The organism is Microcystis wesenbergii NRERC-220 (genome assembly GCF_032027425.1).
GTDB lineage: Bacteria > Cyanobacteriota > Cyanobacteriia > Cyanobacteriales > Microcystaceae > Microcystis > Microcystis wesenbergii_A.
In genome coordinates, this window is sequence record NZ_JAVSJA010000001.1 from 2,964,965 (window position 1) to 2,980,358 (window position 15,394).

16 protein-coding genes and 1 pseudogene are annotated in these 15,394 nt (G+C 43.1%); 11 read left to right on the forward strand and 6 right to left on the reverse strand.

The window, feature by feature from the left end; all coding sequences use genetic code 11:
* Positions 1-129 precede the first annotated feature (129 nt).
* The 11 genes from RAM70_RS14705 (at position 130) to RAM70_RS14755 (ending at position 10,531) form a co-directional block, all read left to right on the forward strand.
* Positions 130-435, forward strand: a complete 306-nt coding sequence (locus RAM70_RS14705) for a YkvA family protein (protein ID WP_045356926.1) — start codon at positions 130-132, stop codon at positions 433-435.
* Between the two features lie 526 nt (positions 436-961).
* The gene (locus RAM70_RS14710; RefSeq protein ID WP_152606960.1) at positions 962-1,267 is read left to right on the forward strand and encodes a hypothetical protein; all 306 of its coding nucleotides are present in this window, start codon (positions 962-964) and stop codon (positions 1,265-1,267) included.
* Between the two features lie 776 nt (positions 1,268-2,043).
* Entirely contained in the window at positions 2,044-2,268 is a 225-nt protein-coding gene (locus RAM70_RS14715) for a Calvin cycle protein CP12 (protein WP_002781201.1), read from the forward strand.
* A gap of 173 nt (positions 2,269-2,441) precedes the next feature.
* Entirely contained in the window at positions 2,442-3,035 is a 594-nt protein-coding gene (locus tag RAM70_RS14720) for a DUF3177 family protein (protein WP_002770135.1), read from the forward strand.
* Positions 3,036-3,067: 32 nt separating this feature from the next.
* Positions 3,068-3,352, forward strand: coding sequence for a DUF7734 family protein (locus RAM70_RS14725; protein ID WP_045356936.1), 285 nt, complete (start codon positions 3,068-3,070; stop codon positions 3,350-3,352).
* A gap of 230 nt (positions 3,353-3,582) precedes the next feature.
* The gene (gene egtD / locus RAM70_RS14730) at positions 3,583-4,593 is read left to right on the forward strand and encodes an L-histidine N(alpha)-methyltransferase (protein WP_312674357.1); all 1,011 of its coding nucleotides are present in this window, start codon (positions 3,583-3,585) and stop codon (positions 4,591-4,593) included.
* A gap of 40 nt (positions 4,594-4,633) precedes the next feature.
* Positions 4,634-5,989, forward strand: a complete 1,356-nt coding sequence (ovoA, locus tag RAM70_RS14735) for a 5-histidylcysteine sulfoxide synthase (protein ID WP_312674358.1) — start codon at positions 4,634-4,636, stop codon at positions 5,987-5,989.
* A gap of 255 nt (positions 5,990-6,244) precedes the next feature.
* The gene (locus RAM70_RS14740; RefSeq protein WP_312674359.1) at positions 6,245-6,679 is read left to right on the forward strand and encodes a VOC family protein; all 435 of its coding nucleotides are present in this window, start codon (positions 6,245-6,247) and stop codon (positions 6,677-6,679) included.
* A gap of 135 nt (positions 6,680-6,814) precedes the next feature.
* The gene (locus tag RAM70_RS14745) at positions 6,815-8,593 is read left to right on the forward strand and encodes a S8 family peptidase (RefSeq protein ID WP_045356946.1); all 1,779 of its coding nucleotides are present in this window, start codon (positions 6,815-6,817) and stop codon (positions 8,591-8,593) included.
* Between the two features lie 250 nt (positions 8,594-8,843).
* The gene (locus tag RAM70_RS14750) at positions 8,844-9,392 is read left to right on the forward strand and encodes a response regulator (RefSeq protein WP_045356948.1); all 549 of its coding nucleotides are present in this window, start codon (positions 8,844-8,846) and stop codon (positions 9,390-9,392) included.
* Between the two features lie 359 nt (positions 9,393-9,751).
* Positions 9,752-10,531 carry a DUF1350 family protein gene (locus RAM70_RS14755; RefSeq protein WP_045356950.1) on the forward strand — a complete coding sequence of 260 codons (780 nt, stop codon included), beginning with the start codon at positions 9,752-9,754 and terminating at the stop codon, positions 10,529-10,531.
* Here RAM70_RS14755 and RAM70_RS14760 read toward each other — a convergent pair.
* From RAM70_RS14760 to RAM70_RS14785, 6 genes and pseudogenes are all read right to left on the reverse strand, one after another.
* A complete protein-coding gene (locus RAM70_RS14760; RefSeq protein WP_312674362.1) occupies positions 10,528-11,220 on the reverse strand; it encodes a Uma2 family endonuclease in 693 nt (230 codons plus the stop codon). The genes RAM70_RS14755 and RAM70_RS14760 overlap by 4 nt on opposite strands.
* A gap of 38 nt (positions 11,221-11,258) precedes the next feature.
* Positions 11,259-12,512: an FIST signal transduction protein gene (locus RAM70_RS14765; RefSeq protein ID WP_312674363.1), complete on the reverse strand. Its 1,254-nt coding sequence runs from the start codon at positions 12,510-12,512 to the stop codon at positions 11,259-11,261.
* 153 nt (positions 12,513-12,665) lie between these two features.
* Positions 12,666-12,920, reverse strand: coding sequence for a SemiSWEET transporter (locus RAM70_RS14770; protein ID WP_002743903.1), 255 nt, complete (start codon positions 12,918-12,920; stop codon positions 12,666-12,668).
* Between the two features lie 125 nt (positions 12,921-13,045).
* A complete protein-coding gene (locus RAM70_RS14775; protein WP_287999807.1) occupies positions 13,046-13,546 on the reverse strand; it encodes a L,D-transpeptidase in 501 nt (166 codons plus the stop codon).
* Between the two features lie 513 nt (positions 13,547-14,059).
* Positions 14,060-14,593 (reverse strand): annotated as a pseudogene (locus RAM70_RS14780) (cysteine desulfurase); the annotation flags it as partial.
* Positions 14,586-15,284, reverse strand: a complete 699-nt coding sequence (locus RAM70_RS14785) for a hypothetical protein (RefSeq protein WP_312674368.1) — start codon at positions 15,282-15,284, stop codon at positions 14,586-14,588. The pseudogene RAM70_RS14780 and the gene RAM70_RS14785, both read right to left, overlap by 8 nt.
* Positions 15,285-15,394: the final 110 nt, after the last annotated feature.

A 15,394-nucleotide genomic window follows, 5' to 3' on the forward strand; every position in this document is an offset into this window, starting at 1 on the left:
ATTTTCTTCTGGGCTTTTTTGGTGGTTAATTAGCGGGGATAACCCTACATAATCGGGGGTAAAACCCCACTATCAGAGCCAAGGGGAACCTGACAAAATTAAATTATCGCCGTCAACGAGGAAAAATTAATGAAACCGATTGTTGAATCTTTTTACAACTGGTACAGCAGCAAAATCACTCACCCTAAATATCGTTGGATTATCATTCTGGGAACTATGGTTTATCTATTTAGCCCCCTCGATATTTCTCCTGACGTTTTCCCGATTATTGGTTGGATCGATGATGGCATTGTCCTCACCCTTTTAACCACGGAATTATCGCGATTAGTTCTTGATTATCGCGGTCGCCGTCCGGGGGGAGTAAAGAATCAAACCGAAGTTTCTTCCACAACCAATGCCGTTGATACTGACGCGGTAGAAGTCCCCCTTCAATAGTCTTTTCTTCTCACTCCTACTTCCTTTTTTTCCTTAACTTACCACCAGCAATTAATCATGATTACCTTGACCGAAATAACATGGGATCATGAAAGCCATTGTCTTTTTAAGCAATGGATGAAATGCGACTCGACCGGTTTTAACCCATCCTATCCTTTTCCTCTAATTTTAGACTAGAACTTTTGCAATTTAATTATATGTTATACAGGGTAAGCGCACCTAAAGATGTAGTCGATTATACAGACATATAGGGAAAAGCAGAAAAAACGGGCAAGAGGCATGACAATTTGTCAGCTTTCCTTCCCTGGAGAGGACTTTTAGAGGATGATAGTTGTTGTCCCACTGATTCCCGACCCTCTCAGGGTAAGCTCATCTAATTTGGTATAAATTGTACTTGACAAAGATTTCTAAATATGGTTCATAACTATACGATTGCTGTGCTGAGAGCCTTTTTTCAAGCCTAATTGAGATGCTCTTACCCTGCTTAAATAGTCAAAAGATTGAATTGGGGAATGTAGAAATGTGGATGAATGAACAAGTAAATCCTACCTTAAAATTTTGTATTCATTGCGGAAAAAAAGTTGATAAATATCAATATTCATCTATTGACTATGGAGATGTTTATGAATATGGTAATGACGTTTTTTCTCTGGCGCATTACCTGAGAAATAGATCGGGAGTTGTTACTTATCAATGTAGCTGTCATGATGAAGAATTACTTGCTCCTAATTTATGTAACACCGGATCTTGTTGTCCAGATTGTGGACATTTTATGAATTTTTTTGCCGAATATTGTGGTGTTTGCTCAAGAAAACTATGGTTCGGAGAATGAATCAGCCCTACCCTGAAAAACCTGTACTCCCCTGCTTTCTAGGGTCGTTTCATTCTCTGAAATGTCATTCTCTCAAATCCTTATCTGGCAACCTTTTTAGTCGATTTCTCGGAAATAAATAGCTGAAAATTTGTCAAAACGTCGTGCTTTGCTTACCTCATAAACAATTAAGGGCAGCAAAAAAAAAATTAGATTCGGAGAATGAATCAGCCCTACCTTAATCCCCCCTGAATAAGCTATCCCTTATCGGGATATTTCTTAACAATTTTTTCAGTAAGCACTCCAACCCTTATCCTGACTTGATTTCAGTTTTTTCTTTGTCAGTAAGGGTGTCAACAAGGAATATTACAAATTGTTAACCGAGTCTTGAAAGCCCTGTGCTACAAAGGTTTGAAATGTTAAGAAAGATGTGACTAATGGACAGCTTAATAAGGGGGGTATCTGATAGTTTTTAACCCCCAACTACCAGAAATGTTGAATCCGTACATAAAACTTTACATACGCCGAGAACAGCAGTTGACTGGGCAAGAGAAATGTCGATATATGGTTCTGCTCGCTGTCTATACTGGGGAGAAATCCCTCTGGCATTTCTCCCGTGCGGAATCTGGGCTAAAAATTAGCTCAGTCAGGAAATCTTGATGTTAAATTCCCCAAAAATTGCGCTAGGATCGGCTTAATAGCACAGGAAAGGCGATCGAGTGGGATAACCGATCCTGTGGCTTGAGAAGGTGACTGTATAATTGTTAGAGTGTCAATAGATCAATTCCAGAGGAATCATGAGCAATATCCAAGATAAAATTCAAGAAGAGCTAGAAAATGCCAGAGCCGTCTGTAGTACGGAAGGTGCTACCTCTGGTGAATGCGCCGCCGCTTGGGATGCGGTGGAAGAATTACAAGCAGAAGCCGCTCACCAACGTCAGGATCACCCCCAAAAAACCTACTTCGAAAATTATTGTGATTCTAATCCCGATGCCGCCGAGTGTCGCATTTATGAAGATTAATGGAGTCGGGCAGCGGTTTTTTCTCTCCTCACAGTAGAATCCTAGCTTTAGGGCGATCTCAACTATAAAGGGATCGCCCCTCGTTTTTTTGTTTGTTGGTCAAGCTGTGACCGATTTTGGCTCCTGCGTCCGAAGACAGTAAAATGTTGACAGTGTAATTGTCTGAATAATTTATGAATCAACTTTGGTTTCGTCCTCTCGTTTGGATAGATTATCGTTTAGCCGTCCTATTTACGGTGATTATTCCGGCAATTTTGTTGATTTGGTCTTTATTTGCAAAAATCGAATCATTGCAGAAATTGTTGATTATCTATTGGCGAGTGGCTAGTCTTTTATTAATTACCGTATATTTAATGATCGCTTCCTGGCCGATTGGTTTTGTTACCAGTTTTTTAGCTAAGATTTTAATCCCGATTTCTCTCTGGTTTTGGGTGGATATTAACGATGAAATTAAAGATTTACCCGCTAGTCCGATTAAATTTGTCACCACTGCTTGGCGTTGGGCAGTAACGATTTATTGTCCTTTGGGTGCAATTTCTACCTTACCTTTTCTCTCCTGTGCTATGTCAGGGGAATTGCTAAATTCTCCCTATTGTCAGGTTTGGCAGGAAGCACCCTGGCAGTTTCGCGAGATTTTTCATTCAGAAGCTACTGCTAATGTTTTGGGCTTTTTTGGTTTAGTTGGTCTCTCTTTTTATACTCTCTATTTTGCCCATTTTCTTCTTATTCGCCTTGGCAAACAGGGACGTTCAGCTTTACAACAGTAAGTTTTTAGCTATCGATGATTAGCCATTTTTCTATGAATATTGGTCAACAACTCGAACAATACACCCTCAAAAATCCCCACGAGGTTTTATTGGTGACTATTGCTGTGGATGGGGAGGAAGAAGAAATCTCTATTTTTAAGGGTTTTTCTAGTTCCCTTACCCGCAGCACCCCCTACGATCCCGATATTCCGCTCATTCCTGAAACGGCTAGAATTATTAGGATAGATCGTCTTGCTAGTCCCTATCATCCCCTTAAACCTCGCTACATTCAAGAAAATCTTACCTTAGAGGAAATGCAGTCTTTACTGATTAATTGAACTGGTAATTTTGCTTGGATAACATCAGCACTCATCTCTATCGATTTAACAGCTTTTATTTACGATCCATAAACTTTGTCTATCTAGACAAGAGGTAAATTTTGCGGCGTTTTAGTGGTAAAATTACCAAAGAACAATAATCTCTGCCAGCATTCAAGCTGTCAAAGTGGATTTCGTCCCCAGCATCGATCGAGAACAATCAAAAAACTGGAGAATAATCTGGAGAATCTATGCAGTTTAAACCATCTAACCAAGAACTCTTACAAATTGAGTATTTAGCCACCGCTGCCACCGGTCAAAATATGGTTAAAGACGAGGGAAAAGATGTGATTAAAGGATTAACTAAAACCCCCAAAAGTTTACCATCTAAATATTTTTATGATCGGCAAGGTTCCCAACTTTTTGAAGCAATCTGTCAATTACCAGAATACTATCCCACTAGGACAGAAGCCGCTATTCTCCAAGAATATGCTCAAGAAATTGTCGCCTATACAGGGACCTGCGAATTGATCGAATTAGGTAGTGGTAGTTCCACGAAAACTCGTCTGTTATTGGACGCTTATTATCGGCAACAAAAATCCTCTAAATATGTCCCTATTGATGTTAGTGAAACTATTCTCAAAGCTAGTGCCATAGAATTACAAAAAGAATATCCTAATTTACCCATTCAGGGCTTAATTGGAACCTATGAACAGGCCTTAGCTTATTGTCAAAACCCTTCCTATAATACCAGAATGATTTTTTTCTTGGGAAGTTCGATCGGTAATTTTTCTGCGGCTGAATGTGATAAATTTTTAGAAAAAATTGCTACGGTTCTAAAAGCTGGAGATTATTTTTTATTAGGGATTGATCTGCAAAAACCAGTGGCAATTCTAGAAGCAGCTTATAATGATGCTCAAGGGGTGACAGCCGCTTTTAATTTAAATATGCTTTCCCATTTAAATTGGCGTTTTCAAGCTGATTTTAACCTTGATTTATTTAGTCATCAAGCTATCTATAATCAAGAGCAATCCCAAATTGAAATGTATTTAATTTGTCAAAAAACTCACCATGTTCATCTCAAAAAACTCGATTTAACGGTTAATTTTCAAGCGTCGGAAAGTATTTTAACAGAAATCTCGCGTAAATTTAACCTAGAAACTATGCAAAAAGACCTAGAATCAAAGGGATTAAAACCGCTTAAGGTTTTCACCGATCCTGAAAATTTATTCGGTTTAATTCTCTGTCAGTTATCACCGTAAATAATGAGAAAATTATTAGCAGTAATAGAGGCATAAAAACATGGAAAAGATTCAAGCACAGGCTCCTATCTCTCTAAATAACTGTAGTCGAGAAAATATACTGGACTATTTTGACAATGCTTGGCAATTAGAAGAGCTGCTGTTAAAAAGCATCATCAAAGAAGAAACTTTTTATTGTAACCCTGACGATTTAAGAAATCCCCTCATTTTTTATTTAGGTCATGCTGCCGCTTTTTATCTGAATAAATTGCAGCTGGTTAACCTATTAAAAAAAAGCCCTAATCCTGACTATGAATTATTGTTTGGAGTGGGAGTAGATCCAGCAACTCCTGAAGAATTAAACTCTGCTATCGCCCAAATTCAGTGGCCCGGGGTGGCTAAAGTTTGGGAATATCGGCAACAAGTCTCTGAAATTGTGGTCGAAATCATTAAAAATATCCCCCTTAATCTTCCTATTCATCCTCGCCATTCTCTCTGGTCATTAATGATGGGAATTGAGCATCAGCGTGTTCACTTTGAAACATCTTCAATGTTACTCAGACAACTGCCCTTAGATTGTCTGCAACGTCCTCCAGGTTGGCATTATGCTCCTGCTTTTGGTCAAGCTTATCCTAATCAAATGGTGGAGGTTTCTGGGGGAATGGTAGAAATTGGTAAACCCCAAAATTCTCCTATTTATGGTTGGGATAATGAGTATGGTTATCGTCAAGTTCAAGTTAACAATTTTCTGGTGAGTAAATATATGATTACCAACGGAGAATTTAAAGAATTTGTCCATGATGGTGGCTACGAAAATCCCTGCTATTGGGATGAGGAAGCTTGGCAATGGAAAAATCATTATCAAGTCAAATATCCTAAATTTTGGCTGGTAGATGAGGGAGGAAATTATCAATATCGAGCCATGTTTGATGTTTTCGATTTACCTCTCGATTGGCCAGTAGAAGTGAACTATTATGAAGCGATCGCTTACTGTCGTTTTCAAGGTCAAGGAATACGTTTAATGACGGAAGCTGAGTGGAATTTAGTCACCTATGGCAGTCAAAAAAATCGATGTTATACCCTAGAAAACGATAACTTTGATGACTATAACCTCAATTTAAAATTCTGTTCTCCCACTCCCGTAGGAATGTTAAAAAATGCTGGTAATAACTCAGAAATTTATGATTTACGCGGTAACGTCTGGGAATGGCTAGAAGATGATTTTAATCCCTTAACTGACTTTCAACCCCATTACCTCTATGCTGACAATTCCACTCCTTTCTTTAATAGTCAACATAAAATGATGTTAGGAGGAGCTTGGGTGACTAACGGCACAGAAATCCTACCCTACTATCGCAATTGGTTTCGCAGGAATTTTTATCAACACGCTGGTTTTAGAATCGCGCAAAGTCTTTAGGTGGGGTGTGGGGTGTGGGGTGTGGGGTGTGGGGTTTTATCGATTTTCAGGGAAAAAGTGCCTAAAATTTCCCTGCGATTACTCTAAGAGTCGGCACTTTTTGATGTCAAAAAAGCCTAAAGATATTATCCAACAAGGTTTTTAGATTTATTCTGCAAACTTTAGGTAATTGCCAATTTTTTAAAAAATTCCTGTAACAGTTGCCCCTCGATCGCTACAATAGAACCTAGTAGAGCGCGGATAAAATCGATCGCCATGAATCAACCTGCAATTTTTCATCTCGCTATTCCGATTACCAATGTGTCCACCGCTAAAAGCTTCTACTGTGATGGTTTAGGTTGTTTAGCAGGAAGGGAAACCGAGAAAGCGATAATCTTAAATTTCTACGGTCATCAGGTAGTCGCTCACGTCACCGAAATGCCTCTTACTCCCCAAAATAGCATTTATCCTCGCCATTTTGGTCTAATTCTGCCAGATGCCAGCGATTGGGACAATCTTCTCGAACAAGCACGAGTCAATCAACTACAATTTTATCTAGAACCAAAAACTCGCTTTACTGGGGAGATAACCGAGCATAAAACCTTTTTTATAGAGGATCCTTTCTATAATCTCCTGGAATTTAAACATTATCGCCACTACGAAGCTATTTTTGCCAGTCGGGAATTAACAGCGATCGGCGATCGAGCTTAAAATAAACAACAGGTGACTTTTTTGTAACCGGTTAGTTCTATCTTTAACTGCGACAAAAATAGGGGAACTTCCCTCAGATTTTCTCATCAAAACTACAAAAACCTTGGCTTGTAATGATCAATTCTTAGGAAATCTATGAAAAAAATTTTATTGTTAACCCTATTTATTATCGGTCTAGGATTTGCTCTCTTTAACTTTACTGGATTAGCAAATCGGGGCGAATATCAATCAATTTTGATCGACTTTAAGGACGATATACCCGTCATTGTCCTCGATGAGCAGTTAAATGCTATCAACAAAAAAGCGGGAAAAACCACCAGTTTAAATAGTATTTTTTCCATCGATGAACATCTTTACACCGTCGATGGAGATAGCAAACTCCTGAAAACTCTCCGCAATTCCGACCTAAAAAAATACACCGAATCGATCGAACCCGATTATATTTATCATGCTTTCATCGCCCCCAATGACCCCGACTATAGCAAACAGTGGAACTTGAGGGGGATAAACATCGAACGCGCTTGGGAAGAAAATCACGGTGAAGGGATCACCGTCGCTGTTATTGATACAGGTGTATCAAGAGTTCCCGATCTGCGAGAAACCGAGTTTGTCGAAGGCTACGACTTCGTCAACGATCGCAGCAATGCCGAGGACGATAACGGTCACGGAACCCATGTAGCGGGAACAATTGCCCAATCGACCAATAATAACTACGGGGTAGCCGGAATCGCCTACAAAGCCAAAATTATGCCCCTCAAGGTACTTTCCGGGACGGGTGGGGGAAGCGTGGGAGATATCGCCGAAGCGATCCGTTTTGCCGTCGATAATCAAGCCGATGTCATCAATATGAGTTTAGGGGGTGGAGGCGAAACCCAAGTAATGAAAGAGGCGATCGAATATGCCTATAGTAAAGGTGTGGTAATCGTCGCCGCCGCCGGTAATGCCGACGATAATTCCGCCGCCTATCCCGCCCGTTTTCCCCACGTTATCGGCGTTTCTGCGGTAGATGCCTCCGGAAATAAAGCTCCCTATTCTAATTTCGGGGCCGGAATCGATATTGCTGCCCCCGGCGGCTCCGATACGGGTAAAATTATCCAAGAAACCATCGATCCCGCTCAGGGGGGGGAACCGGCGTTCCTCGGTTTTCAGGGAACCAGCATGGCAGCCCCTCATGTTGCTGGGGTGGTAGCTTTAATCAAGGCCGCGGGAATTAAAGAACCCAGTGCAGTTTTAGAGGTTTTGCAACAGTCGGCCCGTAAGATCAATGATGATCCCTTTAATCATTTTGGGGCCGGACAATTAGATGCGGGCAGTGCCGTACAATTGGCCCTAAAAGGACAGATTACTTTCCGGGATTTTTGGCGTTGGTTGCGCGATAACGGTTATCTCAATCCCCGTTTCTGGATTGATGGCGGTGCGGTGGCGGTTTTGCCCAAAATGGCGATGGTTTTGGGTTCTTATCTCCTCGCTTGGTGGCTGAGAAGTTATTTTCCCTTCTCCTGGAACGGATTTTTGAATGCTGGTCTAATTTTTGGCAGTTCTGGCTTATTTTTCCTCAGAGGTCTTTATATCTTCGATTTACCCCAATGGCCTTTCCGAGTCATGGGGAGTTCTCTTTCTGACTTAGGAGGCGTTATTCAGGGAAGTTCTGCCCTTAATCCGCTTTTTGCCAGTGTTATCCTGCCCTTTGTCCTGATTGCTCTGCTTTTAGGCCATCCCCAAGCAAAATGGTTAGCGGTGGGGGTAACTTTAGCCATGGCGGTGACTTTAGGTATCAGTGCTGTTATCCATCCTACTCTGATCTGGTTAGGTTCTGGCAGAAGCGCTCAGGCATTTTTGGGCGTAAATGCGCTTTTATGTCTCGGTTTAAGTTATTTAGCCCTAAAAAGTGCTACTTCATCCCGATACGCTTAAACAGGGGTTACAATGGGACAACAAAGGTGATTTACCGATAAAAACCTCTTTGGTCTTGGTATCTCCCTTTTGTTTGGCATTGAGTTCTCCTACAACAGCAGCCTCGGACATTAACCGAGGTTTTTTCTTTATAGTGTATGTTAGTTTCTAAGGGTTTTTTGGGAATGCTGAATCTGTTTCTCGAAAGTTTCCCTCAATACCCCCTCGAATCATCGAGCTTATCTATTGTCTCTTTTCTAAGGTGTATATCATGTCAAATCATAAAATTCTCGTTATCGATGACAGTAAAGTGATCAGGATGCACATTCGCGATATGCTACCAGAGGGTAACTTTGAAGTCCTCGAAGCTAAAGACGGATTAGAGGGCTATCATCTCATCCGGGCTGAAAACCCGAATTTGATTATTTTGGACTTCCTTCTCCCGAAAATGAGCGGTTGGGAGGTGTTTCAGCAAATCGAAAGCGAAGATAATCTCAAAAGTATTCCCCTAGTGTTAATGTCGGGACGGAAAGAGGAGGTAGTAGAGAAAATCCCCGAACCTTTCCAGCATTTTGCCTTTATTGAGAAGCCTTTTGACCAAAAACAATTGGTACAAGCAATTAAAGAAGCGATGGCCAAGGCCAAACAGTATTCTCCTAAACCAACAGTTTCTAGCCCGAAACTAGAGGAACTCACTGGGGATTATACCACCGATATTCAGACTCTCCATGCCCAAATTTCCCAAATGCAAACAGAAATGGCAAGTATGAAGAGACAAATGGCTCAATTAGTGGCTTTTATTAAGAAAAAACTGGCCTAGAACTATTTATCCCGATCTTTTATAACTTGGGCAAGCAGTTATCGTTATCCGGCGGTGCCAATTTCTGGCTAATCTCCTGTCCCTTTTAAACAGGATTTAGTTGAAGTGGTATTTATGGCTCTTCTAGAGTAGTTATGATATATTAGCAGAAAATAATCCACGCAAGCCTTGCCAAAAGGCTAACCAGAATTCAAAAAAGCAATTTTAATAAAAAAAAGCTTTTTGCTTTGTTGGATTCCAGGCTATTTAAGGGGTTAGGCTTATTTCAACTACTAATTTGCTATCACCAGTCTAGGAGAGCCGTATTTATTTGGTGAGTGACGGCGAACCCTAAGTTATTAATTAACTGATAACTAATTATGAATTGGCAAGAAATAGCAGGTAATTGGGTTTTTCTCCCCCGTCGTCCCCGGGGTATCATTCACTTTTTAGGTGGGGCATTTGTGGCGGCAGCCCCGAATATTACCTATCGTTGGTTATTAGAAAGCCTTGGTAATTCAGGATACGCTATTGTTGCTACTCCCTTTGTTAATACCCTCGATCATAAATCGATCGCCCGCACAGTTTTAAACCGTTTTGATAATATTATTGAACGTCTGCGCTGGAATCATAGTCTGCCCCAAGGTTATCTCCCCATCTACGGATTGGGTCACAGTATGGGGTGTAAACTACATTTATTAATCGGTAGTCTCTACGAAGTCGAACGGGAGGGAAATATCCTAATTTCCTTTAATAATTATCCCATTCGTCGAGCTATTCCCTTTATCGAACCTTTGCAAATTGACACCACTTTTAACCTCGAATTTACCCCTTCTCCCGAAGAAACGAACGAGTTAATTTTCCAAGATTATGCCATTCGTCGCAATCTTTTAATCCGTTTTCAAGACGACACGATCGATCAATCTCTGGTATTAAATCCCCTGCTAAAAAAACGCTTTAATGATTTAATTACCCTGCGAACTCTCCCGGGCAATCATCTCACTCCCTTGAGTCAAGATGTCAGTTGGCAAACCGGAGAAGTATTCACTCCCCTCGATGCGATCGGCCAATGGTTAAAACAGGGACTTGCCCGGGATAATTCCCGTCTCAAAGATGAGATTCTCCACTGGTTAAATCCCGTCCTTCCGGCCTCTCGTTAGCTTTCCTCTAGATTAATCCCCATTGCCCGTAATTGCGCCTCTATGCGGGCTAATTTTGCCTCAGCCAATTCGGCCCGTTGACGTTCCTGTTGGGCTTGCTGTTCGGCTAATTCCGCTTTTTGCTTGATTTCTAGGGTGGTCAAAAACCGGGAGCCATCGGGATAAAAAATAGCTAACTGGGGACTCTCCAGTTGAAAACGAATCTGTAGCCGCGGACTCAGCCAATTATCGATCGCGGGAATCATCTCCAATTGATCACCCCTTCGCCACCAACCCTGTAGATAATTAGCATCGGGATCGTAGAGATAATATTCTTCTACGCCAAAACGCTGATAAAATTGCCATTTTCGGCGCATTTCAGCTTTAGTGTTGCCCGGAGAGAGAATTTCAAAGACCACCTGCGGCGCAATCTGGTTTTCTAACCATTGCTTATAGGAACCTCGATCGCCCTTGGGTCTGCCAAACACCACCATAGCATCCGGTGCTTGACAAGTTTTATTATCTCCCTCGACCGGATACCACAACAGATCGCCGGCGATAAACACATGGTCATTCTCTGCGAATAAACATTCGAGATTTTCCTTGATCATCACGATCCAGCGAAACTGTTTGGTATTATCGGCCATCGGTTTACCATCACTATCGGCATAGATAATCTCCGACTCAGAGAAAGATTGGGCTTTTACCATCGTTCTACTCCCTAGTGTACTAGCTATTTAGTATAGCATTAAATCCCCTGACGAAAGAGGGCAAAGGCCGAGGTATAACCGTGTAAAAAAGTGCGACCAGCCACAGGCCCGATTTCTCCATTGCAAAAGAAACCAGCGAGGGGAACATTGGCGAAATAACGCTGAAAAAGACCCGAATCAAAGTCCGGTTTTTCGTAGAGATTTTCCCCGCGGCCGAGACAGGAAAAGATTAAAGCACCTAGTACCTCCGAACTGTCGGGTTTTTCTTGGGGAAAAGCTTGCAGAAGTAATTCTAAATCTAGGGCGGAAGTGTCGGCATCGCGGAGGTGAAATTGTACCCGCTGCCCCGGACGAACTCGATCGCCAATTGCGATCGCACCTTGACGAGGATCTACTCCCAAAACATTGCGAATTAAGAAATCCCCGGCCCGCAACTGCATTTTAAACTCATCCCTAGCAATACCGATAAAAAGGGAGTGTTGCGCTAATTCTCGGTCTTTTTCGCTCAAGGAGGCAATTAAATCCCGCAGTAGATTTAAAGGTGGTTGCGAAGTCCCATCGGCCCCTTTACCGGTCATGGAGATGATAATATTGCGTTCTCCCTCACTCACCTGATAAATCGGTCCGATGGGACGACAACCTTGGGCGACGATAGTTTCGACGATAATATTGCCAGAAAGGGCGATTCCTACGGTTCCCTGACGATAGAGATAGGTATTACGGGGTTTTTGTTGATCGTGATAGAATAGACCCCCAGAACGTTCGATCATGCCACCACTGACTAAACCGCCGATTTTGGCCGAACCGGGGTAGGCAAAATCCAAACCCTCTAACAGATCATTGACGCGACTGGAAAAAGGATCGGCTAAAAGGATAAATTGGGGATTTTTGGCCGCTTCTACCCCTAATAATTCTGTCCAACTAGAGGGGGAACTGTCGAGATCGGGCATTTCCGCCGCTTCGATATAGAAGGGCTGCACTTCCACACCGGGCAAATGGGCGACGGTGAGACTTAAAGCCGGACTCGCTTCGATTTCTCGCGCTTTTTCCCTCTCACCCATGCCGACAATCCCCGCCCCACCGCAGCCGATCAGCACAGTAACGGGGAGTTTATCCAAGATTAAGGGAACTAAACGGGGATAGTCGCTGGCATAGGCAGAAGAAATAAAAATTATGGCTAGATCTGCCGATCCGACTAATTTATCTTGCACTTTTTCTACTACCTCCGTCACCGCCGCTTCTAGGGAGGGACGGGTTGATAGGGCATTAATCCACTCGATGCGATCGCTCATGTTTCTTGACCCCAAATTTGGTCTAAATGGTCAAAAATGATCATCTTAACAATAAATTAACCTAAAAATCCGCTCTTCGTGGCTGGAGGTGGGGATAAATTATAAAATTGTCATGACGTGAGCAAATACAGCCGCAAGGGATTGCCAGTTATTTTAATCATATTTAATCTTAAAATAGAGAATTGTCCCCGCTAAGATAAAAGTAACAAAATTAGCGACAATAATCGGTTTGCTGCTCATATAAATCCCGTAGATTAGCCAAAGAAAAACCCCCAGACAAAAGCAAATAAACATAGTTAGGGACAAGTCCTTAGCCGAACGATAACGCCAAGTTTTAATCACTTGGGGTAAAAAGGAGACAGTTGTTAATATTCCCGCCACGATCCCGATTAGTTCGATAATATTCACCGATTATCCTCTTTGCTTAGTTTCTCTCATTTTAAACTGTTGACTATCTAAATTACTCCTGAAGACGGCTCTCCCGACATCATCGGGTAAAGTGTTGGTAAATGTGACATTTTTTCCCATTGTTTCTATTGAGCGATTACTATCACTGAAGTGCCGATTTGTACCTTTTCAAATAAAGCCTTTATATCTCGATCGCGCATCCTGACGCAACCGTGGCAGACGGCGCTGCCGATGAGATTTTCTGGGGTTGTACCGTGAAAACCGATAAAATTCTCGCCATTAGTCCAAAATCCGAGCCAAAGCACCCCTAAAGGGTTGTTTTTTCTCGATGGCACCAGTTGACCGGTGAAAGGATGTTCCCAGACCGGTTCCCGCACCATCTGAATCATCCGAAATTGTCCCGTCGGGGTTTCCCAACCCGGACGACCGATCGCCCCTGGGTAAGAAGCAATTATTTTCTGTACTTGGTAAACAAAAACCCGTCTTTTTTTTAAATTCAGCAGCAAACGGGTTTCCGTTCGGGTTGCCGTGGTTGCGGGAAGGGAATTGACGGGACTAACTGGGGGATTGAGCAAAAATTCCCCCATTCCTAGACATAAACAGAGAATCGGCAGCAAAACTCGCATCTGATACCAGCAAAGTCAAAATTAGACCTCTGGCAAAAATCAAAAATCTTCCGTTAGGTGAGGAGTAAGGCTTCGGCCGTGAGATCAGCGTTCGACAAAAGCTCACGCCGAGGTCCGAACGGAGCCAGTAGTCTCAGAGTCAGGAGAATTAAGAATGAGCATTAATCAATTAAATGCTCTATTCAGGGATTTTATGCAATTTTATGCCTATTTTTTCTCATTTTTGAACTCTCAAAAATTAATTATGCAAGAACTCTATTTTTTATCTGCATTCTAATCTGATTGTGACGATGTAATAAGTACCTAAGCAAAATTAATTACACATATCTAACCACCTCTTGCCTCTTGCATGAGTGCCTTTTGCCTATCTTCACTAGGAAATTTATTTTGCACGACTACTTACCAAATCCGTTTTTAATAGTGTGATTAACTCACAAGTTATGGATTGTTTTCCCCCACCTCCCACTTCCCACTTCCCACTTCCCACTCTCCTATACCTTTTAAACAGGATTTAGTATGAACATCAAAGAAGCTAGGTCGTTGAACGCTTCGCCCGCTGGCATGGGGGACAAAAAGGGGATCGATCGCAAAGCGCTCGCTACGCGAGAACGCCGCGACCTGAACAAGCTGTTCAGGCTTGGCCACTACGGCCGGAAGGTCGGGGATTTTTGTTTCTAACTCTTCAATGAAGTAGAAAGAGGAGGTGGCTAAGGGTACAGCCAAGGGTTTACCCTGCTTGCCCTGAGCTTCGTCGAAGGGAGCTACGTCGAAGGGAACTGTGGGCCGTTCGCCCACAGCAGCCGGGGAGGTTGCTGCGGCGGATGGCACCAGATAATCCCGATCCGTACTCAACCCCTTCGCCACCTCGGCCTTAAGGTCGTGCCGTTGTAGTTCTTGAATTATCGTCTGGGCGAGATGCTCAAGAAGGTCAGGTTGAAATAAGGGGTTAAGAGAAATGTTCTCGACCTCAGTTAGGGCAGTCGTGGGCGGGGATACAGAGGGTAGATTCCCCCCCGCCTTTTCAGGGATCAGTTCGGGGTTAGTCATAGTCGTAGATGTGGTATTGGTTGACATCAACGTTCTCCAGTACGGCCGCCGCATCGTCGGTCAACACTGCCAACGAACAGTAGAGGGAGACTAGGTAAGAGGAGATCGCCTTGCGACTAATCCCCATAAATCGCACCGACAAGCCAACTCCCTGTTGACCGGGTAAATTGGGCTGATAGAGACCGACCCCCCCTTGACGGCTTTCTCCTACCCGCAATAACAAAATATTGGTTTTGCCTTGTTCATTCACGGCCAACTTATCGGAAGGAATCAAAGGCACGCCCCGCCAGGTAATAAACTGAGACCCGAATAATGACACCGTGGCAGGGGGTACACCCCGTCGGGTTGCTTCTCGGCCAAAGGCCGCGGTCTCGCGTAGCGAGCGCGTTGCGACCGCTTTAGGATGGGCGAGGAAAAATGCCGGTTCCTTCCACACCTTCACCAGCAACTCATCCAAATCGTCTGGCGTGGGCGCACCATTGCGAGGTTGCACTTTCTGAGAATCAACAATATTGTTCAGCAATCCGTACTCATGGTTGTTGATCAACTCATTTTCTTGACGTTCCTTCAGGGTTTCGGTCTCGCGTAGCGAGCGCGTTGCGACCGTCAGCCGCAATTGTTCATGGATCTGATCGTGGGGACTGCTGTAGAGATCGGACACGCGAGTGTGAACATCCAGTACCGTATTCACCGCACTCAAGAAATACTACCGGGGGGTCTCTTCGTAATCCACAAACGTTTCGGGCAGCTCCCGCTCCGAAACGTTCAGAGCAGGCCACCTCAACGCGGGAGGCATCCCTG